18 protein-coding genes are annotated in these 19,626 nt (G+C 42.0%); 14 read left to right on the top strand and 4 right to left on the bottom strand.

Annotation, left to right across the window (positions count from 1 at the left end; all coding sequences use genetic code 11):
* Positions 1-12 precede the first annotated feature (12 nt).
* Positions 13-1,131, bottom strand: a complete 1,119-nt coding sequence (locus NPUN_RS08825) for a ferrochelatase (RefSeq protein WP_012408421.1) — start codon at positions 1,129-1,131, stop codon at positions 13-15.
* Between the two features lie 376 nt (positions 1,132-1,507).
* Here NPUN_RS08825 and NPUN_RS08820 point away from each other — a divergent pair, with 376 nt between their 5' ends.
* From NPUN_RS08820 to NPUN_RS08795, 6 genes are all read left to right on the top strand, one after another.
* On the top strand, positions 1,508-2,107 hold the full coding sequence (locus NPUN_RS08820; RefSeq protein ID WP_041566013.1) for a hypothetical protein: 600 nt from the start codon (positions 1,508-1,510) through the stop codon (positions 2,105-2,107).
* Positions 2,108-2,380: 273 nt separating this feature from the next.
* Positions 2,381-3,643, top strand: a complete 1,263-nt coding sequence (locus NPUN_RS08815; RefSeq protein WP_012408419.1) for an MFS transporter — start codon at positions 2,381-2,383, stop codon at positions 3,641-3,643.
* A gap of 133 nt (positions 3,644-3,776) precedes the next feature.
* On the top strand, positions 3,777-5,690 hold the full coding sequence (gene ilvB, locus NPUN_RS08810; protein ID WP_012408418.1) for a biosynthetic-type acetolactate synthase large subunit: 1,914 nt from the start codon (positions 3,777-3,779) through the stop codon (positions 5,688-5,690).
* Between the two features lie 375 nt (positions 5,691-6,065).
* Positions 6,066-6,527, top strand: a complete 462-nt coding sequence (locus NPUN_RS08805; RefSeq protein ID WP_012408417.1) for a tellurite resistance TerB family protein — start codon at positions 6,066-6,068, stop codon at positions 6,525-6,527.
* 77 nt (positions 6,528-6,604) lie between these two features.
* Positions 6,605-8,068 (top strand): D-alanyl-D-alanine carboxypeptidase/D-alanyl-D-alanine endopeptidase, encoded by a 1,464-nt coding sequence (gene dacB, locus NPUN_RS08800; protein WP_012408416.1) that lies wholly within the window; start codon positions 6,605-6,607, stop codon positions 8,066-8,068.
* Positions 8,069-8,081: 13 nt separating this feature from the next.
* The gene (locus NPUN_RS08795; protein ID WP_012408415.1) at positions 8,082-8,312 is read left to right on the top strand and encodes a VWA domain-containing protein; all 231 of its coding nucleotides are present in this window, start codon (positions 8,082-8,084) and stop codon (positions 8,310-8,312) included.
* A gap of 140 nt (positions 8,313-8,452) precedes the next feature.
* Here the strand turns inward: NPUN_RS08795 and NPUN_RS08790 are convergent, their stop codons facing one another.
* From NPUN_RS08790 to NPUN_RS08785, 3 genes are all read right to left on the bottom strand, one after another.
* Entirely contained in the window at positions 8,453-8,959 is a 507-nt protein-coding gene (locus NPUN_RS08790; RefSeq protein ID WP_012408414.1) for a GNAT family N-acetyltransferase, read from the bottom strand.
* Between the two features lie 34 nt (positions 8,960-8,993).
* The gene (locus tag NPUN_RS41680) at positions 8,994-9,158 is read right to left on the bottom strand and encodes a hypothetical protein (protein WP_167315593.1); all 165 of its coding nucleotides are present in this window, start codon (positions 9,156-9,158) and stop codon (positions 8,994-8,996) included.
* Between the two features lie 268 nt (positions 9,159-9,426).
* Positions 9,427-10,498, bottom strand: a protein-coding gene (locus tag NPUN_RS08785) for an ISKra4-like element ISNpu15 family transposase (protein WP_086000593.1) whose coding sequence is annotated in 2 segments (ribosomal slippage) — positions 9,427-10,368 and positions 10,370-10,498 — 1,071 coding nt in all. Because the reading frame shifts where the segments join, the coding sequence is not laid out codon by codon here.
* Between the two features lie 405 nt (positions 10,499-10,903).
* Here NPUN_RS08785 and NPUN_RS08780 point away from each other — a divergent pair.
* From NPUN_RS08780 to NPUN_RS08755, 8 genes are all read left to right on the top strand, one after another.
* A complete protein-coding gene (locus NPUN_RS08780) occupies positions 10,904-11,362 on the top strand; it encodes an efflux RND transporter permease subunit (protein ID WP_083782348.1) in 459 nt (152 codons plus the stop codon).
* Between the two features lie 94 nt (positions 11,363-11,456).
* Positions 11,457-11,627, top strand: a complete 171-nt coding sequence (locus NPUN_RS41675; protein ID WP_167315592.1) for a hypothetical protein — start codon at positions 11,457-11,459, stop codon at positions 11,625-11,627.
* A gap of 20 nt (positions 11,628-11,647) precedes the next feature.
* Positions 11,648-12,700, top strand: a complete 1,053-nt coding sequence (locus NPUN_RS08775) for an efflux RND transporter periplasmic adaptor subunit (RefSeq protein WP_083782346.1) — start codon at positions 11,648-11,650, stop codon at positions 12,698-12,700.
* Between the two features lie 9 nt (positions 12,701-12,709).
* The gene (locus NPUN_RS44985; RefSeq protein ID WP_473989786.1) at positions 12,710-12,820 is read left to right on the top strand and encodes a permuted SH3 domain-containing protein; all 111 of its coding nucleotides are present in this window, start codon (positions 12,710-12,712) and stop codon (positions 12,818-12,820) included.
* Between the two features lie 238 nt (positions 12,821-13,058).
* Complete coding sequence (locus NPUN_RS08770; protein WP_012408413.1) at positions 13,059-14,117, top strand: zinc-dependent dehydrogenase; 1,059 nt, start codon at positions 13,059-13,061, stop codon at positions 14,115-14,117.
* Positions 14,118-14,213: 96 nt separating this feature from the next.
* A complete protein-coding gene (locus NPUN_RS37425; protein ID WP_052304567.1) occupies positions 14,214-14,516 on the top strand; it encodes a hypothetical protein in 303 nt (100 codons plus the stop codon).
* 73 nt (positions 14,517-14,589) lie between these two features.
* On the top strand, positions 14,590-15,858 hold the full coding sequence (locus NPUN_RS08760; RefSeq protein ID WP_012408411.1) for an inorganic phosphate transporter: 1,269 nt from the start codon (positions 14,590-14,592) through the stop codon (positions 15,856-15,858).
* Positions 15,859-16,552: 694 nt separating this feature from the next.
* Positions 16,553-18,892, top strand: coding sequence for an EamA family transporter (locus NPUN_RS08755; protein ID WP_012408410.1), 2,340 nt, complete (start codon positions 16,553-16,555; stop codon positions 18,890-18,892).
* Positions 18,893-19,626 lie beyond the last annotated feature (734 nt).

The raw sequence follows: 19,626 nt of genomic DNA, 5'->3' as shown, positions 1-19,626 counted from the left end.
TAAACTCAAAACTTAATGATGATGGTGGTGATGATGGTGATCTCCCGCGAGTTGGGGATTAACTGCCAAAGGTTGCTCTGACAACAACTCTGCAATATGATCGTCAGCCCATTGGGCCACCATTGCCAAAAATTCTGGGCGATCGTTGACGCAAGCCATTTGCACGTAGTTCGTACCAGGATGCTGTTTCTCTAAAGCATGGATGATATGGTGTACATCCAATAGCGTTTCGTGGTTTTCTGTGGCAAAGCCAATTGGCATCAAAATTACCACTTTTGCACCCAACTGAATCAGGTTATTTGCTGCTTGTTCGGCGTTTGGCTGTGTCCAATCAATTAAGGGCGTGTCATGATTGAGCCAACCCACCGAGATTAACGGATAGCGGTTAATCAACTTATCGCGAACTAAATCGTACATTGCTTCACTTTCAGCAATCCCAGAAGTAAAGCCTTTAGCTTTATGGGGACAGCCATGATTCATTAATACAATGCCGATTTGAGAAGGGAGATAAGCTCCTGCTAATTCAGCAATTTTCTCTTCAACCAGATGAGCCATCAAATCGATGTAAGCTGGTTCGTTGAAGAAAGAAGGAATGTAACGCTGTGCTTTAACCCAGTGTTCTTCGCCATCAGTCAACTCAACGAGAGCATTGTTAACTTGCTCGATCGCAATCCCACTGGTGAAGATAGAATCAACAACTAGCAAAGGGTAGATTAGCAGTTTCTCGAAGCCTTTGTTTTTGATTTCTGCCAAGACTTGATTGGGTAAGAAAGGGGCACAGAAGTTAAAAGCCTTGAAAACTTGAACCTTATCACCCCATTTTTCTTGTAAATTCTTCTCAATCCCAGCCCGCTGCTGTTCAAAAATGGCATTGTGTGGGGAAATAAAATCGTGGTGTGTGTGTCCCCACTCATGGCGGTCAAATAGCGCCAAAAGCTTTGCCAGAGGCGGATAAATCCAGGTTGGTACTGGTGCGAATTTTGCTGTCAGTAGATTTAAAGCCTGTTCGTTATAGTTGGCGAAATCTTCGTAGCTTTCGACTTCGCCGTAGCCCATAAGCAGTACGGCTACACGGTCTTTACCTGATAGATGCTCGTGGGTGTGTTGTACTTTTTCCGGCGTGGCAACCACAATTAGTTCCTCAATATAACCAGAGTGCAGAGAAATATAAAATAAGGGAATAGCTTACACATGTCCCTTCCTTACTTGTAACTTATTATCCCATCCAGGGGGATAGGATAGGTGGGTAAATCAAGATAATACATCAAAAGACATACAAAACTTACGTGGGGCATTGGGCATCCCTTCCCTGCGGGACGCTCAGGGCAAGTGGCATGAAAAATTATACAGTTCGGTTAAGCCAAGAGACGTGATAAATCGCCGTCAAAACGAAGGATTGATTATTGTAGAGACGGCGATTTATCGCGTCTTTGTGATTTAGAATTTTCATCAAAAAACCCTAACCCAACCGTAGAATTATCTTTCAATGCCCAATCAGAATAGACAAATGAGTATAATTATTTGCCCTGGAATTCATGAACCAGAGTTAACTGAAAGCTTTAGAGTAGGATTGTTAGATTTAGTTTCTAATGGCGCGATCGCACCTAATTACGCAAATATACTGCTTTATCCAGGTAAAGATGCTTTGGTTTTATCAGCATTTCATATTTTGCAGTTTTTGCGCGCTCGCTTGACCGACTCTTTAAAATCACCAATTATATTCATTAGCTTTAGTGCTGGCGTAGTGGGGGCAATAGGGGCAGCGCATTTGTGGCAACTCTTGGGTGGTACTGTCAAAGCTTTTATTGCTATAGATGGATGGGGAGTACCACTACAGGGTAATTTTCCTATTCATCGGATGAGTCATGATTATTTCACGCATTGGAGTTCCCGTTTGCTAGGTTGTGGGCAAAATAACTTTTATGCACAACCAGCAGTCGATCATTTGTCTATGTGGCGATGTCTAACGAAAAGCCGCTCTGAATCTACTTCCCAAGCTGTACAAGGCTGGTGGGTAGATTCATCCATTGAAATTTCTCCACCCAAAGGTTATCTGACAGCAGCTGAGTTTTTGCTTATGCTGTTAAAGCGCTATGAAGCAAATTAGTCCGGACAAGAGAATTATGAGTTAGGAGTTAGGAGTGGGGAAGGGAAAAGGTTACAGGTGACAGCGTACAGGGGACAGTCAAGAAAAACTATACCCATACCCCATAGCCCATACCCAATGTCCTTCAGGAGTGCTGAGTGGGGAATCTTACTTCTTTACTGAGATTTACTCAGAACTCAAAACTCGAAACGGGCTAAACCATAGCTATCCGCTAACGGAACTGTTTTGCCCCATCCTCCATGCCCCATCTACCCCAAGAAAGAAAGTATCTAAATGTTTCCAACTGAACCAGCTGCTGTTAATAACGGGTTTGGCGCACTGCTAAAAAACCGTGGTTTTATGCTCCTGTGGATTGGGCAACTGGTGTCCCAGTTAGCAGATAAGGTTTTCTTTGTTTTGATGATTGCTCTGCTGGAGAACTATTCACCGCTTCCTGGCTTGGCACAGAACTCTATGTACTCAACTTTGATGCTGTCCTTTACAATACCAGCAATTTTGTTTGGCTCTGCTGGTGGTATCTTTGTTGACCGCTTGCCAAAAAAGCTAATTATGGTTGGCTCAGATGTTGTGCGGGGAATATTAACACTGTGTCTTCCCTTGTTACCAAGACAGTTTCTGATTCTATTAATCCTGACTTTTGCCATCTCTACGGTGACGCAGTTTTTTGCACCCGCTGAACAAGCAGCCATTCCCCTGTTGGTGAAGCGAGAGAATTTGTTAGCAGCCAATGCGCTGTTTACCAGCACAATGATGGGAGCTTTAATTGTTGGCTTTGCCATCGGAGAGCCGATTTTGAGTTTGGCAAAAAGCTGGATGGGAGAAGAATACGGTCAAGAGCTTGTGGTTGGTGGATTATACATATTGTCGGCTGCAATTATGCAACCGATTAAGTTTAAAGAACCCAAACGACCGAGGGAACATCGGGCATCAAATAACCCTTGGGCTGAATTCACTGAAAGCCTGCGCTATCTCAAGAAAAACCCTTTAATCTTGAACGCTATGCTGCAACTGACAACTTTATATTGTGTGTTTGCAGCGTTAACAGTGCTGACAATTCGATTAGCTGAAGAGTTTGGTTTAAAAGAAAAACAGTTTGGCTTTTTCTTAGCAGCAGCAGGAGTGGGTATGGTATCTGGTGCAGCGATTTTAGGTCACTGGGGTGATAAATTGCATCACAAGCCCCTACCCTTAATTGGATTTTTGATGATGGCACTAGTTTTAGGAGTGTTCACTTTTACGCATAACTTATTACTGGCGCTAGCACTCTGTGGATTTTTGGGTATAGGTGCTGCCCTAATTGGCGTACCCATGCAAACATTAATTCAACAGCAAACACCACCTACCATGCACGGTAAAGTATTTGGCTTTCAAAATCATGCTGTTAACATCGCTCTTGCTTTACCTTTAGCAATTACTGGCCCATTAACTGATGCTCTGGGCTTGCGAATTGTGCTTATAGGAATGAGTGTTGTTGTTGTATTTGTGGGTGTTTGGGCTTGGAAAAATACCCGCAATGTCTTACAAGACGTAATTTAACTAATTGTAGGCTAAAAATCCATCATTATATTTAATATAAAAATTAATCAGGTTTTTATTGAAGTTTTCAACTAAAATGAAATCTTAACTACAGAATTCAGCATTAACTTTAGCTATAGTCTGAGGTTTGACCGTGCGATCACGAAGTGTCTCCGCAGGAGAATCGCTCTCCCAAATTAGTCTCCCACAAACTGAGAATCACAAACAGTCTCGTGCTTCTAGCCCGCCAGTCCTGCCCAAACGTGCATCTGGCGGTTTTGCTCTACTTGACAGCCTTCATCGCCACGGCGTTGATTATATTTTTGGTTATCCTGGTGGGGCAATTCTACCAATTTATGACGACCTGTATAAGGTGGAAGCAACTGGTGCTATTAAGCATATTCTCGTGAGACACGAACAAGGCGCAGCCCATGCCGCAGACGGTTACGCCCGTGCCACTGGGAAGGTAGGAGTATGCTTTGGCACTTCTGGCCCAGGAGCAACTAACTTGGTGACAGGGATCGCCACCGCCTACATGGATTCAATCCCAATGATTGTGGTTACGGGGCAGGTAGCACGTCCGTCCATTGGTACAGATGCCTTTCAGGAAACCGATATTTACGGCATTACGCTACCCATAGTAAAGCACTCTTATGTAGTGCGTGACCCTAAAGACATGGCGCGAATTGTCGCCGAAGCTTTCCACATCGCTAGCACTGGGCGACCAGGGCCAGTTCTGATTGATGTTCCCAAGGATGTAGCTTTAGAAGAATTTGACTATGTACCTGTAAAACCAGGTTCAGTGAAGTTACGCGGTTATCGCCCCACGGTGAAGGGAAATCCCCGGCAAATTAACGCTGCAATTCAGTTGATTACTGAAAGTCGCCGTCCTCTACTGTATATCGGTGGTGGTGCGATCGCAGCTGGTGCCCATGAAGAAATAAAAGAACTAGCTGAATTATTCAACATCCCTGTCACCACCACCTTAATGGGGATCGGTGCCTTTGACGAACATCACCCCCTAGCTTTGGGAATGTTGGGGATGCACGGCACGGCTTACGCTAACTTTGCTGTAAGTGATTGTGACTTGCTGATTTGCGTCGGCGCTAGATTTGACGATCGCGTTACAGGCAAGTTAGACGAATTCGCCTCCCGCGCCAAAGTAATTCACATCGACATCGATCCCGCAGAAGTCGGCAAAAACCGCATTCCTGAAGTGCCCATCGTCGGCGATGTGCGGAACGTGTTAGTAGACTTGTTGCGTCGCTGCAAAGAAACAGGCGTTAAGGCTACCCCTAATCAAAACCAAGAATGGTTAAATCTTGTTAACCGTTGGCGCGATGAGTATCCTCTAATAGTGCCACAGCACCCCGACAGCATTTCACCCCAAGAAGTGATTGTAGAAGTCAATAGCCAAGCACCCAACGCTTTCTACACCACAGATGTTGGACAACATCAAATGTGGGCAGCACAATTCCTCAAAAACGGCCCAAGACGCTGGATTTCTAGCGCTGGTTTGGGAACGATGGGTTTTGGCTTACCTGCGGCAATGGGCGCGAAAGTGGCATTTCCTGATGAAGAAGTCATTTGTATTAGCGGTGATGCCAGTTTCCAAATGTGTTTGCAGGAACTTGGTACACTTGCACAGTATGGAATAAATGTCAAGACAATAATTATCAATAACGGCTGGCAAGGGATGGTGCGCCAGTGGCAACAAGCCTTCTATGGTGAGCGTTACTCATGCTCCAACATGGAAGTAGGAATGCCAGACGTAGAGTTATTGGCAAAAGCTTATGGCATTAAGGGTATGGTAATTAGCGATCGCAGTCAATTAAAAGATGCGATCGCCGAAATGCTGGCACACAAAGGGCCAGTAATCTTAAATGTCCACGTCACCAGAGACGAAAACTGCTATCCAATGGTAGCTCCAGGCAAGAGCAACGCTCAAATGGTCGGCTTGCAGAAGCAACCGCCCAAAGCAGCAGCAGAGCCAGTTTATTGTAGTAACTGCAATGCCAAAAATGCTCCTAACCACAACTTCTGTGCTGAGTGTGGGACGAAGCTGTAACGCTTTTTGATAATTCAGTTCAGAGAGCTAGGGGAGTAGAGAAAGGGGGAGAACCGGATATTTCCCCCCTTTCCAAGCGATGCCCTGAGCTTGTCGAAGGGGGGATTAAGGGGGGTAAATCCAGGCTATTAACAAGATGTATCTACACCGTAGTCTAAAGGGCTACGGTGTAGACAAGTAATAAAAACCTCGATCTATCAAGGCAACTTAACCGTTTTTATACGCAGAGAATATATTTCTCTGCGTATTTTTTATGAAAAAAAGATTCATTCCAATGTATATTTCCGCATTCTTTTGGGAATCATAAATCGAGGAAGCATTATAGACCACAATGTATTACTTCCTGAAATATCACGTAACTTTTAGAGGATAATTATGTCTAAACGCAAGTTGCCCAAAGGCCGTAGTGTTAGTTCAGTTGCTATAGAACCAGAAGTTGCGATCGCAATCCTTGGACTATTTTCCGCAGCAGCTGATGGTGAAGGTATTTCTTCAACAGAAGAATATGCTTTAAGTGAATTTCTGAGTCGGGTTGACTTGTTTGAAGATTACTCTGAAGAAGACTTTGAAGAATTGACCGAAAAAGTCGTCAGCTTGATTGAAGAAGAAGAGCCAGAAGATTTAATCGCCCAGTCCATCGAATCTTTACCCAATAGAGGTTATCGGGAAGCTGCATATATCACAGCTATCTTAGTGGTAGGGATTGACGAAGAAGTACCCGAAAGCGAACAAGATTATATCTCTGAGCTTCAGGAAGCCTTAAAGATTTCAGACGAGCGGGCACAAGAACTGATAGACGCAGTGTTCGGAGAAGATGAAGAAGAGGAAGAGGAATAAGGCTTACTCTCATCGAACTGACGTTAAAAAGATGCCACACAAAAGTATTATCATCAAGTAGTTTTACTAACTATGTGATGACTAGAAAAATTTCTCTTGGCTTGATGCTGCTGTTTTTGGGTACTCATATTGGTGTTACCCAAACAGTAGCTAAAGCACAAACCCCAGTTGCACCAACAACTACCACAAAATCAATTTGCTCTACCCAACTGGGAACAGCTATAGATGCTGTAATCAATCGTCCTTTATTTAGTCGAGTGCGCTGGGGAATTTTGGTGCAACCCCTGTCAACAGGGTCAACTCTTTATAGTCGGGATGCTCAGAAATATTTTATTCCCGCCTCTAACCTCAAATTGCTGACAACAGCAGCTGCATTGCAGCAATTGGGTGCTAATTTTCGGATTCGCACCTCTATTTATCAGAATGGCAACGGTGTTTTACGTGTTGTCGGTAGGGGAGATCCCAGCTTAAGTGATACTCAACTGCAAACATTAGCACAGCAGCTAAAACAGAAAGGTATTACTCAAATTCAGAGGTTGATAGCTGATGATAGTTATATTCAAGGAGACATTGTTAACCCCACCTGGCAATGGGAAGATGTGCAGTCAGACTATGGCGCACCAGTCAGCAGCTTTATTCTAAATCAAAATATTTTTAGCTTAAAACTTGTACCGCAGGCTGTAGGTAAATCCTTACAACTGGTGTGGATTGATCCTGGCGAGGCGAAACAGTGGCGGACAATTAATCAGTCAATAACGGTTGCCCAAAATCAACCAACTTACGTCAATATTACCCGCGAATTATCAGGAACAGTATTACGAATTCAAGGACAACTAACAACAAATTCTGAACCGTCTTTAATAGATTTGCCTGTAATTGACCCTAATTATTACTTCTTACGACGCTTCCGTGCTGCTTTGGCAGCAGAAAAAATTCCTTTGGGGCAAACATTAGTGGTAACTGGTGGTCTTAATCAAGAGGAAATAGCTTTTGTAGAGTCACCACCTCTATCTGAATTATTAATGGAAACTCTTCAGAATAGTAATAATCTTTATGCTGAGGCACTATTGAGAGCATTAGCTGGCGAAAAACCTAGAGTGAAAACTAAAACTAGCGTTGATGTTGGTTTAGAAGCTGTCAAAGCGAGTTTAACTCAATTGGGAGTTGATCCAGCAAATTATATTTTAGTAGATGGTTCGGGTTTATCACGTCGAAACTTAGCGACACCAGAAGCTTTTGTACAAACTTTGCGAGGAATGGCAAGAACACCAGCAGGATATGTGTATCGCGCATCTTTACCCGTAGCGGGTAAAATTGGAACCTTAAAAGGGCGCTTTCAAAACACATCTGCTGAGGGCATTGTGCAAGCAAAGACAGGTACGTTAACGGGTGTAGTCTCTCTCTCTGGATATATAAATGTGCCTAAATATGAGCCGTTAGTTTTTAGTATTATTGTGAATCAATCGGAGCAACCTGCAACAATTGTGCGGCAGGCTATTGATGAAATTGTTGTTTTGTTAACGCAGTTACAACGTTGTTAAGAAATGTTTAGAGATGCAAAGGTTTGTGTCTCTACATTTGCTTACTCTGGTAAATAATTGCAGCGATCGCAATATCAAGCGAGCAGATACTGGTTCTAAGGGTAAAGGCATTTTAGGCTGGTTATCTCAAGCAAAGACAAGTGATTTTACCTTCTTAGAACGGTTGGATGAAATGAGCGATCGCTACGTTGATAACTCAGATTTTTTCAGTATAAAACATCCCGAAAGTATAGCAGATCAATAACTTTATGATTTACTGATGACTGAATATCCCAACTGGCTAAAACTAGCTAAAACAAAGAATTTATTACAATAAAAACTCCTGATTATAAAATAAATATATATTTACGAAAAATCAATCACAATCATTGACACTCTATGGTTTTAATCTGTGGGAATATCAATAATTCTAAGTCCCACGATCGCTAAATCTCGTTCAACGCTGTCAATTACGGCAACTTTCGGTAAATATCCCCAATGTTGAAAGCCAAATGTTTCAAAAAGTTTTAAACTGGGTTGATTGTGGGCAAAAATGAAGCCTAGTAGGGTATTTAAACCCAAACTACGGCTTTCGCTAATTGCTTGTGCTAATAGTTGTCGTCCCAAACCACAGCGATGAAATTGAGGGGCTATATAAATACTAATTTCGGCAGTCGTATTATAGGCAGGCCGACCATAAAAGGATTGGAAACTAAGCCATCCAGCAATTGCTCCCTCCACTTCGATTACCCAAAGTGGGCGTTGTGAAGGCGATCGCGCCCTAAACCAAGGAAGGCGACTTTCCACAGACACTGGCTCTAAATCAGCAGTTGCCATACAGCTAGGAATTGCAGCATTATAAATTGCCACAATTGCAGGTAAGTCAGTTTCAGTCGCATGGCGAATAGTCATTGCTACCGTCTCGGAAAAAATCTTGAGAAAATATTCAAAAATAATACAGCGTTACGCAAGCCGAAACACACCCTTCTTTCTTAGAAAAAGTTGTATCGTAGCACCGCTTGGATAGCAGCCGCAGTTCCTCCAGTTCACCACTAACAACTAAGACATCAAGAGTCTGAAAGATAGCGATCGCAATCCTCGTCAAAATCATCCACAAGGGTTAGCTTGCAAAGTTTGTTTTATTCTAATATGGCTCTCATTTTATAATTCACCTCTATAAATCAGCTTTGTCCATAATTCTGTATAAACTACTACGTTTTAAATTAAGTTAAATATAGGAAGGGTCTTGCATTTTACACAGGTGTATGCAAAGATAATTTCACATAAAATACTGTAAGTCTATCGATTTTTAGTAGTAAATGACAATTAATGCTTGCATTTGAATCTAGCTGATTACAAATGAAAGCGTTCAGCAAATATTAATTGGGAGCATCCCAGTTTTTATTTAGTGAGCAAAGATTAATCCATTGAGATAAGCTCTGGCGTTGAGCTAAGACTTGAGGAACGTTATCAGATTTCCATTGTGCGCCAGAAATTTTGGTTCGACGGTCAATCTGTTTGACAGTAGACTCAATAGTACCAGAACCAATGGAACAGATTTGTTCTGCTTGATAATATTGGTAATTGACAATCCGGTGTCGATGTTTCTCAAGATAAGTACAGAAATTAAAAGCTTGTTTTAGCTGACAGTCAGCAAAGACAGCGATAGCATCATCAACTTTTCCTTGCCAGAGAAGGATTTTAGCCTGATTGAGCCGTTGATTAGAACCGCCAATCTTGTGTAGGTTTTCCATCAGATGAAACCAATCAAGTACTTCCCGACGCTGGTGTTCGGGAGCAAAATCGCGGACAATATTCCAAATACCGTCATGGCCATCGCCAAGACAGGTCAAGATAGGAGCAATTGATTGGCTTTTGACCCAATCAATTACAAGACTATTTTCTTGAAATGAGGCAGCAATAGCTTGTTTTTCATGTAAGCAGGTAGCTTTATAACCCTTCCAATCACAGACTTGTCCCTTGATTGTACGAATGCGTATATTTCCTCCATCCACACTCAATTCTTCCACAGTTGATTCTACTTGCGGTAATTCAAAATTTTGACGATGCACTAATCGTTGCTGCACACTTTTTGATACTTCTACACCAGTTAAATATTCAATATCTTCTGCCGCACGTTGATACGATACCGACGCGCTGATTCGTAAGCAACAAGCTTCTAAATATGGACTCAATTGATTATGGGGTCTAATTTCTAGCTTTTGTGCTTGAGAGTTTGTAATTGGCAGTTCTCCAATAATACTTTTTATTTTTCGTTTGTATCCGCGGCTTTCTCCTGTGGCATTTTCGATAAAAAAACCCTACTTCTGGCATTACATGCTTCCGCATTTGAGAGCGTACTACTTCTTCTATTTTTGCCAAACTTGTGAGTTGCTCACCCGTAGTACTTTTGTACAGTATCTTTGCTATTGCACGAGAATATTCTTTTATCTGTTGTTCTTCTCAGGAGTCATTGATACACCTAGTCTTGATGACTTTATTATCCCTTCCTGATATCCCCTTACTTCCTGACTTCCGTTTTCTGTAACAATCCTTCCCTGTTATTTATTTGTTTTGGAATAATAAAAACTGGGATGCACCCAGTCTCTACAATAGTTCTAGAGAACACATAACGTAAATACGTCGTTTCAAATTTTTATTAATCATTACTTTGATAGAAAATAGACCCACGGTGTAGGGGCAATACATGAATTGCCTCTACACCATATAATTTTGCGTAAGTCCTAAAATATTTTGGGAATCTTCTTGTGCAAAAGTAGAAGGCTACCCAATACGGTTCGGATAAGCATTTTTCACTTTTCTTGTGGTCTGGGGAAAGAGAATGAAATAGCCCTGATGATGGCACTGCCAAATGCTTTAGCAGGAATTGTCTGGATACTGTTTGTGACGAATACGACTTTTAGCGTACCTTCTTTGATGGGTGCAATTATGAGTATTGGGGTTGCTATTGCCAATAGTATTTTGCTCGTCACCTTTGCTAATGAGCAACGTCTAATAGGAGAAAAAGCTCTCTCTGCGACTTTAGCTGCTGGTTATACCCGTTTGCGTCCAGTATTAATGACTGCTGGAGCCATGATTATGGGGATGTTACCAATGTCTCTTGGTTTAGGTGAAGGTGGTGAACAAAATGCTCCTTTAGGACGTGCTGTAATTGGTGGATTATTAGCAGCAACAGTGGCAACTTTAATTTTTGTACCCGTAATTTACAGTATTTTGCATCGAAAACAACCCCAAAATTTAGAGTTAGAGGAAGAACTATCCTCTACTATCAAATTAACTGTAGCTAATCGGTAACTTATTCGTGAATAATCAAATTCCCGACTTCTTAGAGAGGTCGGGGTTCTTAAAGAATTTCGATAAATCAACAAATCAAATAAAATTCTATAGTATGGATACTCAAGAAAATACTCAAGTTGATAATTCTAATCTCACATTGATTGCGGCAACAACTAAAAAAAGTCGCTTCACTTCTATCACCATTATTGCTACGACTACTTTAGTCATTACTGGACTTTTAGCACTTGGCATCATACCTCGTTACAAAAACAATCAGAATTAAATGCTTTCGCTAAATCTACAATAAAAAAAGTCTCTTCGGTTAATGTAGTTAAACCAAAAGTTGCTGCTAATTTCACCGAATTAGTTCTACCTAGCAGCATTCAAGCAAGCCAAGAAACCACTATTTATGCCCGCACGAGTGGGTATTTACAAAAAAAATTAGTGGATATTGGCGAACGTGTAAATAGGGGACAGCTATTAGCTATAATTGATGCCCCGGAAACTGACCAAGATATACAGCAAGCTCGTGCAGAATTTGCAAAATCTGAGGCTAATCTCGCTCAAGTTCAGGCAGATTTAGCACAAAAGCAAAGTAATCTTTCTCAAACAAAAGCTAACTTAAAAGCTAGACAGGCAGAATTAGCCGAAGCACGTACTAACCTAGAACTAGCACGTCAAACTTGGCAACGTTGGCAATTACTTCAAAAGCAAGGAGCCGTAACTACACAAGCTGCTGATGAACGTCAAACTGCTTTTAATGCAAGTCGAGCTAATGTAGATACTTTAATTGCTCGCGTTAATTCAGACCAAGAAAGTGTAAACACTGCTCTTGCAGCTATTAATTCACAAAAGGCTAACATTAATGCGTTTATTGCAAGTAGAAGTGTTAGTAAATCAGATTTACAACGGATAACTGCTTTACAAACATTCAAACAAATTGTTGCTCCTTTTGCGGGTGTAATTACTGCTCGCAATGTAGATTCAGGAGCTTTAATTTCTGCGGGTAGCAATAATAATAATGGAAATTCCTGGTTATTTAAGATTGCTCAGACAAATAATTTACGTATCCGAATTAATGTTCCCCAGGCTTTTGTTCAATCAATTCACACTGGACAAAATGCGCTTGTTCGTGTTCGTGAGCTACCGAAAAAATCTTTTTCTGGTAAAGTTATTCGGACTGCTGATGTCTTAGATGCTAATTCTAATACCCTTTTGACTGAAATTGAAGTACAGAATTCAGACAATATGTTGCGTCCTGGAATGTATGCTGAAGTCACTTTTAAGACTGAACGTGCCAATCCACCTTTATTAGTACCAGCTAATACCTTAGTGATTAATGCAGATGGTATATAAGTAGCCACTGTGACGAAGGAAAAAAAAGTTAAGTACCACAAAGTAGAGCTTGGACGAGATTATGGTACTGAAGTTGAAGTGGTTTCTGGTTTAAGTCCTAATGTTAGGATGTTAGGTTAATTACTAATCCTACGGATGCTCTCCAAGATGGGAAATCGGTTCAGGTACTTGCATCCAAGCCTAAGACTAAGAATTGAATTTTGAATTCGGAGCTTACTCTATCTCTACGGGACGCTCCGCGAATGGGGAAGCAAGTAATGTGACTTGGGTTACAACAAAGTAAAGTTAACCGATAATAAATAGCTTAACGTTGACCACTAATGTTACATCTAGTATCGTTGAGCGGGGAAAAACCAACGTGAAAGCACAGGTATTTAGAGGCGTTAATCAACTTTCTTACGAAGATATCCCAGTTCCAACCGTGGAACCAGATGAAGTGCTGGTACAAGTGCGGGTTGTGGGGTTATGTCAGTCAGATATTAAAAAAATTCGTTATCCACTGTATGAACCGCCGCGCATTTTTGGACATGAAACTGCCGGCACGATCGCAGCAATAGGCAATAATGTCAAAGGTTGGCAAGTTGGACAACGGGTAGCGGTGATGCACCACATCCCTTGTATGCGTTGCGCCTATTGCCTAAATGATAATTTCTCCATGTGCGATGTTTACAAAAACATTTCCACTACCGCAGGCTTTAACGCCAGTGGCGGCGGTTTTGCTGATTATGTCAAAGTTCCCGGACATATTGTAGAAAACGGTGGGCTAATTCCCATCCCGGATAATATCAGTTTTGAAGAAGCGAGTTTTGTAGAACCGACTAACTGCTGTTTGAAGGCAGTGAGAAAAGCTCAAATTGCTCCAGGACAAACTGTATTAGTAACTGGTGCTGGGCCAATTGGGTTAATGTTTATCATGTTAGTGAAGTATTTCGGAGCAAAAGCGATCGCTACTGATTTACTACCCTCTAGAATTGATAAAGCCTTGAGTGTCGGTGCAGAGGCGGCTTTTGATGCTCGCGATCCTGATTTACCTGCCAAAATCTCTGCCTTAACTGGTGGACTAGGTGTTGATGTTACTTTGCTGGCGGTTCCGAGTGAGAAAGCTTTCTTTCAAGCACTTGATAGTACTCGCAAAGGCGGTAAAATCTTGTTTTTCGCCGAATTTCCTGATGAAGTGGAAATTCCCATTAACCCAAATATCCTCTACCGTCGGGAAATTGACTTGATAGGCAGTTACAGTTCCTCTTATCGGCTTCAGAATCTATCAGCCGATATTGTGTTTAATCAGCGAATCGATGTAAAAGCGTTGATTAGCGATCGCTATCCATTAAAAGATTTATCAGCAGCTGTGGAGCAAGCGATCGCACCCACACCGGATACTTATAAAATCTTAATTTATCCGCAAAAGGAAGATTAGGGAGATAGGAGAGTGTTAAAACTAGAAGTTTAAAGTTCTGTCTGAGATTCAGCTACGAAGCTCAAAGGTTCAACGACGAAGCTCAAAGGTTCAACGATGAAGCTCAAAGGTTCAACGATGAAGCTCAAAGGTTCAACGATGAAGCTCAAAGGTTCAATGATGAAGCTCAAAGGTTCAACGATGAAGCTCAAAGGTTCAACGATGAAGCTCAAAGGTTCAACGATGAAGCTCAAAGGTTCAACGATGGAGCTCAAAGGTTCAACGATGGAGCTCAAAGGTTCAAAGTTTACCCTTAAGGGACTTCCAAATAAAAAAAATACTCAGAAAACTGGCGAAAAAACTCTCTCCTCCTTATTCCTCTGTGTTCTCTGTGTCTCTGTGGTTTGTTTATTTGGATAATTTATTTCTTGGAAGTCCCTAAAAACTCAAGTTTGATCCTCATCTCTCTCACTTTCCCCTTGTCCCCAACAAAATGCTTATTACCCTAGTTTTCGTAGCTCTACTAGCTTTCTACGTCGCCTGGAATCTCGGAGCAAACGATGTCGCTAACGCGATGGGAACCTCCGTCGGTTCCAAAGCTGTCACCCTCAAACAAGCACTAATAATTGCTGGGGTATTAGAGTTTACGGGTGCTGTGTTGTTTGGACATGAGGTAACGGAAACTCTCGCAACGAAAATTGCTAATCCCGCCTTATTCGCAGCTACACCCCAAATATTAGTTACTGGGATGGTAACGGTATTAATATCGTGTGGTGTGTGGTTGCAAATTGCCACATCACGCGGTTTACCTGTATCCTCTTCTCATGCGGTTGTTGGTGCGATCGCTGGATTTAGTTGGGTAGCTTTGGGAGTAGGTGCAATCGATTGGTCATCAATTGGCTTGATTACCATTGGCTGGGTTTTAACGCCATTAATTAGTGGTGCGATCGCTGCTTTATTTTACAGTCAAATCAAGCACTGGATTTTAGATCAACCTAATCAAGTAGTCCAGTTACAAGAATGGATTCCCTGGTTGAGTACTCTGCTGCTAGGTGTATTCGGCGTGATTGTATTACCATCGCTAACTGAACCGCTAACCAATTTTGTAATTGAGCAAGTTGGTTTTACAATCCCTACTTACGACATCCCCCTATTAACCGGTGCAGTAGCAGCTGTTGGACTCACAATCATTAGTTGGCGACAATTGGGAGATAAGATAGACAAGGGAGACAAGGGAGAAATACTCCCTAATCCTGTAGAAAGATTATTCGGTCGATTTCAACTACTAAGTGCTTGCTTTGTCGCCTTTGCTCATGGTTCTAATGATGTGGGAAATGCGATCGCTCCTTTAGCTGCGATCGTTTACATCAATCGCACTGGTAGCGTACCTACTGATGGTATTACCATCCCGCTTTGGATTTTAATCCTTGGTGGTGCTGGTATTGTTGGTGGTTTAGCTGTTTGGGGAAAAAAAGTCATTGCCACCATTGGCGAAAACATTATTGCCTTGCAACCTAGTAGTGGTTTTTGTGCCGAACTTGCTACTGCTACTACCATCCTCATCGCCTCCCGGTTAGGTTTACCAGTCTCCACATCCCACGCTCTCGTCGGCGGTGTAGTTGGCATTGGACTAGTGCAAAATATTAAGTCGATTAAGTTCCAAACGCTAAAAGGTATTGCTGCTGCATGGCTAATTACAATCCCTGTGAGTGCTTTACTTAGCGCTGCCATTTTTAGCATCGCCCGAATTTTATTCCACTAAGAATTATTAATATTTTCCTAACTTTTTCATCTACTAAATCTACTCAAAGTAGAACCTAAACTGCAACAACGCCAAAAAAGCGTGTTTTTGCAGAATTGCTGCTCATTCATTAGAATGTTGTGCAGGGGATGGCGTAACTTTGAATTTCCACAGAAAGATACTTTAATCTCCATTTAGAGATATAAACTGTCACACAAGTTACATTCCACAGAAATTTACAACTAGTTTCGCAAGGCAGATAACTTTCCGCCTAAACACACGCATCTACAAGTCTTTGACAATTACTATTGGTAGCAAAACAATAAATATTTATTTGGAGTGAGATTTATTTAAAAGTAAAAATCTCATTGGCAAATATTATATTGATGTACATGAAACGGATCAAAAATAAAAAAGGTGCTATTTCAAGCTAGTTACAGCCATACGACAATCTAAAATCGTTCGACTGAGGAAAACCGGAGTCCAAAATCGAATGGCTAAATACTTAATCAATGCTGAAAAAATACCGATTATTAAGCAGTAAAGTACATTTGGTGCTTTGCCAAGTTGTGTTCAGTATGACAGAATTACGTTGAAATGCGGAAGTGCTGTTAAAATTTTTAATTTATCTGACAAAATACAGGAAATTAGGATGAGCGCCAATAAAGCGTACCGGAAGCAGCTTTATCGTCAAGGTGTTAGAGGTTAGAAGCTAATGGGGCGATTCGAGAAGCAACCAGAAAACCCAAGAGTCAGAGGCGAGCTATCTAGAGCAGCAGAAAATGCTCTTTGGGCTGTAGTTGAAGACTTAGAAAATCTTCAGCAGAATGTCCTCAGAGCCTTGCAGGAAGATGTAAAGCGACTTCAGTCAGAAAAAAATCGGTTATCCGATGAGATTCAAAGCTTGGTAGAGGAAAAAGAGCATTTACAACAAGTGCGCCAAATCACCGAACAGCAAGTCTTAATTCGCCAACTGGCAGAAGTTCTGGCAAAACATATATCTTCACAACTGCAATCCTCTCTGGCAAATTTAGCTAACCAAAGCATAGAGGGTAAGTCTTACGAACAAGCTGCGCTGAAGTCCGCTGAAGTGAGCAGCAATGTAGTAGGTGAAATCAATGAAAAAGTCGAACACATGTTTGACAGCCTGGATGACACCGTTACTGTTACTTTTAACTCGCTGCAACAGGAGCTAAAAAACTATCAAAGTAATCTTTCCCAACAGTTGTCACGGATGTATAGCCAGCAACAGCAAGGGGAAACGATTTTGGCGGAGTTTGTTAACCGCCTGCATGGAGAACTAGAAAAAACTATAGAAGAAACTTCACGCAAACCAGCAGCAGGTACGCCTACTGTTTTACAGTTTACTGAGCCAGAAAAAAACAATTCTTCTGAGCCATCCCCGCCAACCTTTAGCGAAGTAGTAAAAAATTCCTCTGAGCCAATTTCCGCGATCCCGAATCAATTTTTAGAAGAAAGAGAAACCATATTAGAGCCTCCCGTTGTTAGAGAAAACACTGCGAACACAATTTCTGTCTCCATCAAAGACTTGTTGGAAAGAGAAATAACATCAGAGCCTCCCATTGTTAGAGAAAGCGCTGCGAACCCGATTTCTGTCCCTAGCAAAGACTTGTCGGAAAGAGAAACAACATCAGAGTCTCCCGTTGTTAGAGAAAACACCCCGAACCCGATTTCTGTCCCTATCAAAGACTTGTCGGAAAGAGAAACGAAATCAGAGCCTACTGCTCCTGTAGTTCCGCCACCACAAGAAAACGCTGCTGAACCTCTTTCTGTCCTCAATAAGGATTTGTCAGAAAGCGAAACAATATCAGAGCCTCCTATTGTATCTGTGCCAAAGCCGGAAGCAATACAACCTCAACCTTTACGAAGAAGAAACGCTACTGAGCCAAATTCTGTGATCCGCAGAGTGTCGCAGAGTAAACCCAAATCACCACCTTCGACTGCGCTAGAGCCGCAGCCGCCAGCAAAACCCTCAGAATCGCGATCGCGTAATTCCTCCGGTTTTTCGCAGTTGCAAGTCGGTTTCTTGTTGATTGTCTCATCGGCAGTGATATCGTCGCTTTACAACATAGCCATCAAGGTGATTTTCCACGAAGGTTCCCAGATTTTTGGAGTAGTAGATGTAGAACGCTTGCTACCACCGACTTTGGGTAATACTCTGTTGATTTTGACGCTCCGGTTTATGGTAGTAGTACCACTGATGGTATTGCTATCTCCCATGTTGCATCCAACACTATGGCAAGATTTAGAAAATTTGGCCGCTTCAGTGCGAGGAAATCCCACAGCTGCTAATACAGCTACCAAGCGGATTTTGCTATTGTCGGTTGTGAGTGGGTGCTTTTTGTTCTTGTCTCAGGTGCTAATCTACATTGCGATCGCTCAAGTCACAACAGGAATGGCGATCGCACTGTTCTTTATCTATCCGATGGTTAGTGGGTTATTGTCGTGGTTTCTGTTCCGCGATCGCCCCACCACATTCCGCTTCGGTGCGATCGCAGCCATTTGCTGCGGTGAATTGTTAGTTTTAGGAGGTTCTCCCAACAACAGTATCGGTAATCCTTCACTAGGAGGCAGCACTGCCCTTCTTTCGGGCGTAGCTTTTGCTGCCTACATAATTCTGACACGGGTATGTGCTAGCAAACTGCATCCCGTGACTTTTACCTTAATTAACTTCGCTACCATGTTGTTGTTGAGTTTTGTCTGCTTGATGCTACCTTTACCAAGCAATTGGAACTTGATAGTTTTTGACTCCTCTAAGATGCTAGAACTGGTTTTAAGCGCATTTATCTTGGGTGTGCTGACTCTTGCTGGTTATTTGCTGAACAATGTTGGTATCAGTAAATTAGGTGCTTCGCGATCGGCGATTATCGGTGGTAGCATCCCAGTTTTAACCGTGATTTTTGCTGGGTTAATCATTCAAGAAAATTTAGAGATTGTGCAAATTCTGGGAGTGTTGTTAGTAACCTTTGGCGCGGCGGCTTTTAGCCTAGAAACGATGCGAAATCAGGCTAAACCCTCCAGTAACACGAATTAAATGGCGAGTTTAATCAGTTTGGGTGTAATGGGTGCTAGTTTACCTTCTATCACTTTCACCATCAATCCTGACGCTAATCTGCCCAAGATCCCCGAATTCTAAAAGAATTCGGGGATCTTAAGTTTTCACGGATAATTTCGGACTGCCGGATAGGTGCAGATAATACTTAATACAATACGCTTGGGTTAAGGCTAAAAACCAATGCAGTTCAGATAAAAGCAAAACACTTGTAGAGACGGCGATTTATCGCGTCTCAAAACCCCAAAATTTTTGCCAGTAGCCCTTAAATGAACCGTATTGGGCTAAAAGCTAAAACTAGCGTAGTAGCTCATGTCATTAATTTTGACGAGTAGATAAATTCTTCAATTTCTCTTCTTTCCTTCTTACTTCTCTGCAAAACCCTGCGCAATCGCGGTTCGTTCTCTTATCTCTCAAATTTAATGAGACAGACCGGTAGGTTGGGTTGCAATACTTTTCGGGTTTTGGGAGAAAGGGGAAAAGAAAGGGTTTGAATTTCCCTTTCCCCAAAGCCCAGTAACCTTTCCCCAGACCAAAAGAGAGATTATTGGGTTTAACCGAAAAGTAGTGGGTTGGGTTGAGGAACGAAACCCAACATTATCAAGGCTTTGTTGGGTAACGCTTACACTCAACCCAACCCACGAATCCGGGGATTAGGTATGTATTCATGCAATTGAGAACCACTCTAGTTGAGCGAAGAGTAATCAAAATAACTT

It is taken from the genome of Nostoc punctiforme PCC 73102 (assembly GCF_000020025.1).
GTDB classification, from domain to species: domain Bacteria; phylum Cyanobacteriota; class Cyanobacteriia; order Cyanobacteriales; family Nostocaceae; genus Nostoc; species Nostoc punctiforme.
The sequence above is the reverse complement of the archived record's forward strand: the minus strand, read 5'-3'. Positions and strand labels throughout refer to the sequence as shown.

What these genes read in the sequence shown, in the direction of transcription:
- NPUN_RS08820 (WP_041566013.1), top strand. Translation starts at nt 1,508, where the DNA reads ATGAGTATAATTATTTGCCCTGGAATTCATGAACCAGAGTTAACTGAA.
- NPUN_RS08815 (WP_012408419.1), top strand. Translation starts at nt 2,381, where the DNA reads ATGTTTCCAACTGAACCAGCTGCTGTTAATAACGGGTTTGGCGCACTG.
- NPUN_RS08805 (WP_012408417.1), top strand. Translation starts at nt 6,066, where the DNA reads ATGTCTAAACGCAAGTTGCCCAAAGGCCGTAGTGTTAGTTCAGTTGCT.
- dacB (WP_012408416.1), top strand. Translation starts at nt 6,605, where the DNA reads ATGACTAGAAAAATTTCTCTTGGCTTGATGCTGCTGTTTTTGGGTACT.
- NPUN_RS08795 (WP_012408415.1), top strand. Translation starts at nt 8,082, where the DNA reads ATGCAAAGGTTTGTGTCTCTACATTTGCTTACTCTGGTAAATAATTGC.
- NPUN_RS08790 (WP_012408414.1), bottom strand. Translation starts at nt 8,959, where the DNA reads ATGACTATTCGCCATGCGACTGAAACTGACTTACCTGCAATTGTGGCA.
- NPUN_RS41680 (WP_167315593.1), bottom strand. Translation starts at nt 9,158, where the DNA reads ATGATTTTGACGAGGATTGCGATCGCTATCTTTCAGACTCTTGATGTC.
- NPUN_RS08780 (WP_083782348.1), top strand. Translation starts at nt 10,904, where the DNA reads ATGATGGCACTGCCAAATGCTTTAGCAGGAATTGTCTGGATACTGTTT.
- NPUN_RS41675 (WP_167315592.1), top strand. Translation starts at nt 11,457, where the DNA reads ATGGATACTCAAGAAAATACTCAAGTTGATAATTCTAATCTCACATTG.
- NPUN_RS37425 (WP_052304567.1), top strand. Translation starts at nt 14,214, where the DNA reads ATGAAGCTCAAAGGTTCAACGATGAAGCTCAAAGGTTCAACGATGAAG.
- NPUN_RS08760 (WP_012408411.1), top strand. Translation starts at nt 14,590, where the DNA reads ATGCTTATTACCCTAGTTTTCGTAGCTCTACTAGCTTTCTACGTCGCC.
- NPUN_RS08755 (WP_012408410.1), top strand. Translation starts at nt 16,553, where the DNA reads ATGGGGCGATTCGAGAAGCAACCAGAAAACCCAAGAGTCAGAGGCGAG.